1 pseudogene is annotated in these 353 nt (G+C 44.8%); it reads right to left on the minus strand.

What is annotated here, in order from left to right:
* A pseudogene (locus tag DW015_RS13545) lies at window positions 1-212 on the minus strand (helicase RepA family protein); the annotation flags it as partial.
* Window positions 213-353 lie beyond the last annotated feature (141 nt).

The raw sequence follows: 353 nt of genomic DNA on the forward strand, positions 1-353 counted from the left end.
GACTCAACATTGCTGCGCACCATTTGCATAACATCGACAACAACTATTTTCAAGTCATCGTGCTCTTTCTTGAACGCTTCTATCTGCTCTTCAAGACCTGCGCCTATCTTATCAGCAGCAAGTGCGAAGTGAAGATTCTCAATCGGTTCGGCGTTCATCTGAAACAATCTGCGCTGTAGTCGCAGATAGTTATCCTCGAGACAAAGATACAAAGCAGTTCCTTAAATAGTACCACGTCCAAGTACAGGAACTCCTGTTGCAATGCTGAGGCAAATATCCATTGCCATCCAAAACTTACGAACCTTTTGTGCACCTGCAAGTACATACAATCCCTGCGTGAGCAGTCCGTCAAT

The organism is Ruminococcus sp. AF37-20, from assembly GCF_003460465.1.
Taxonomy (GTDB): domain Bacteria; phylum Bacillota; class Clostridia; order Oscillospirales; family Ruminococcaceae; genus Hominimerdicola; species Hominimerdicola aceti.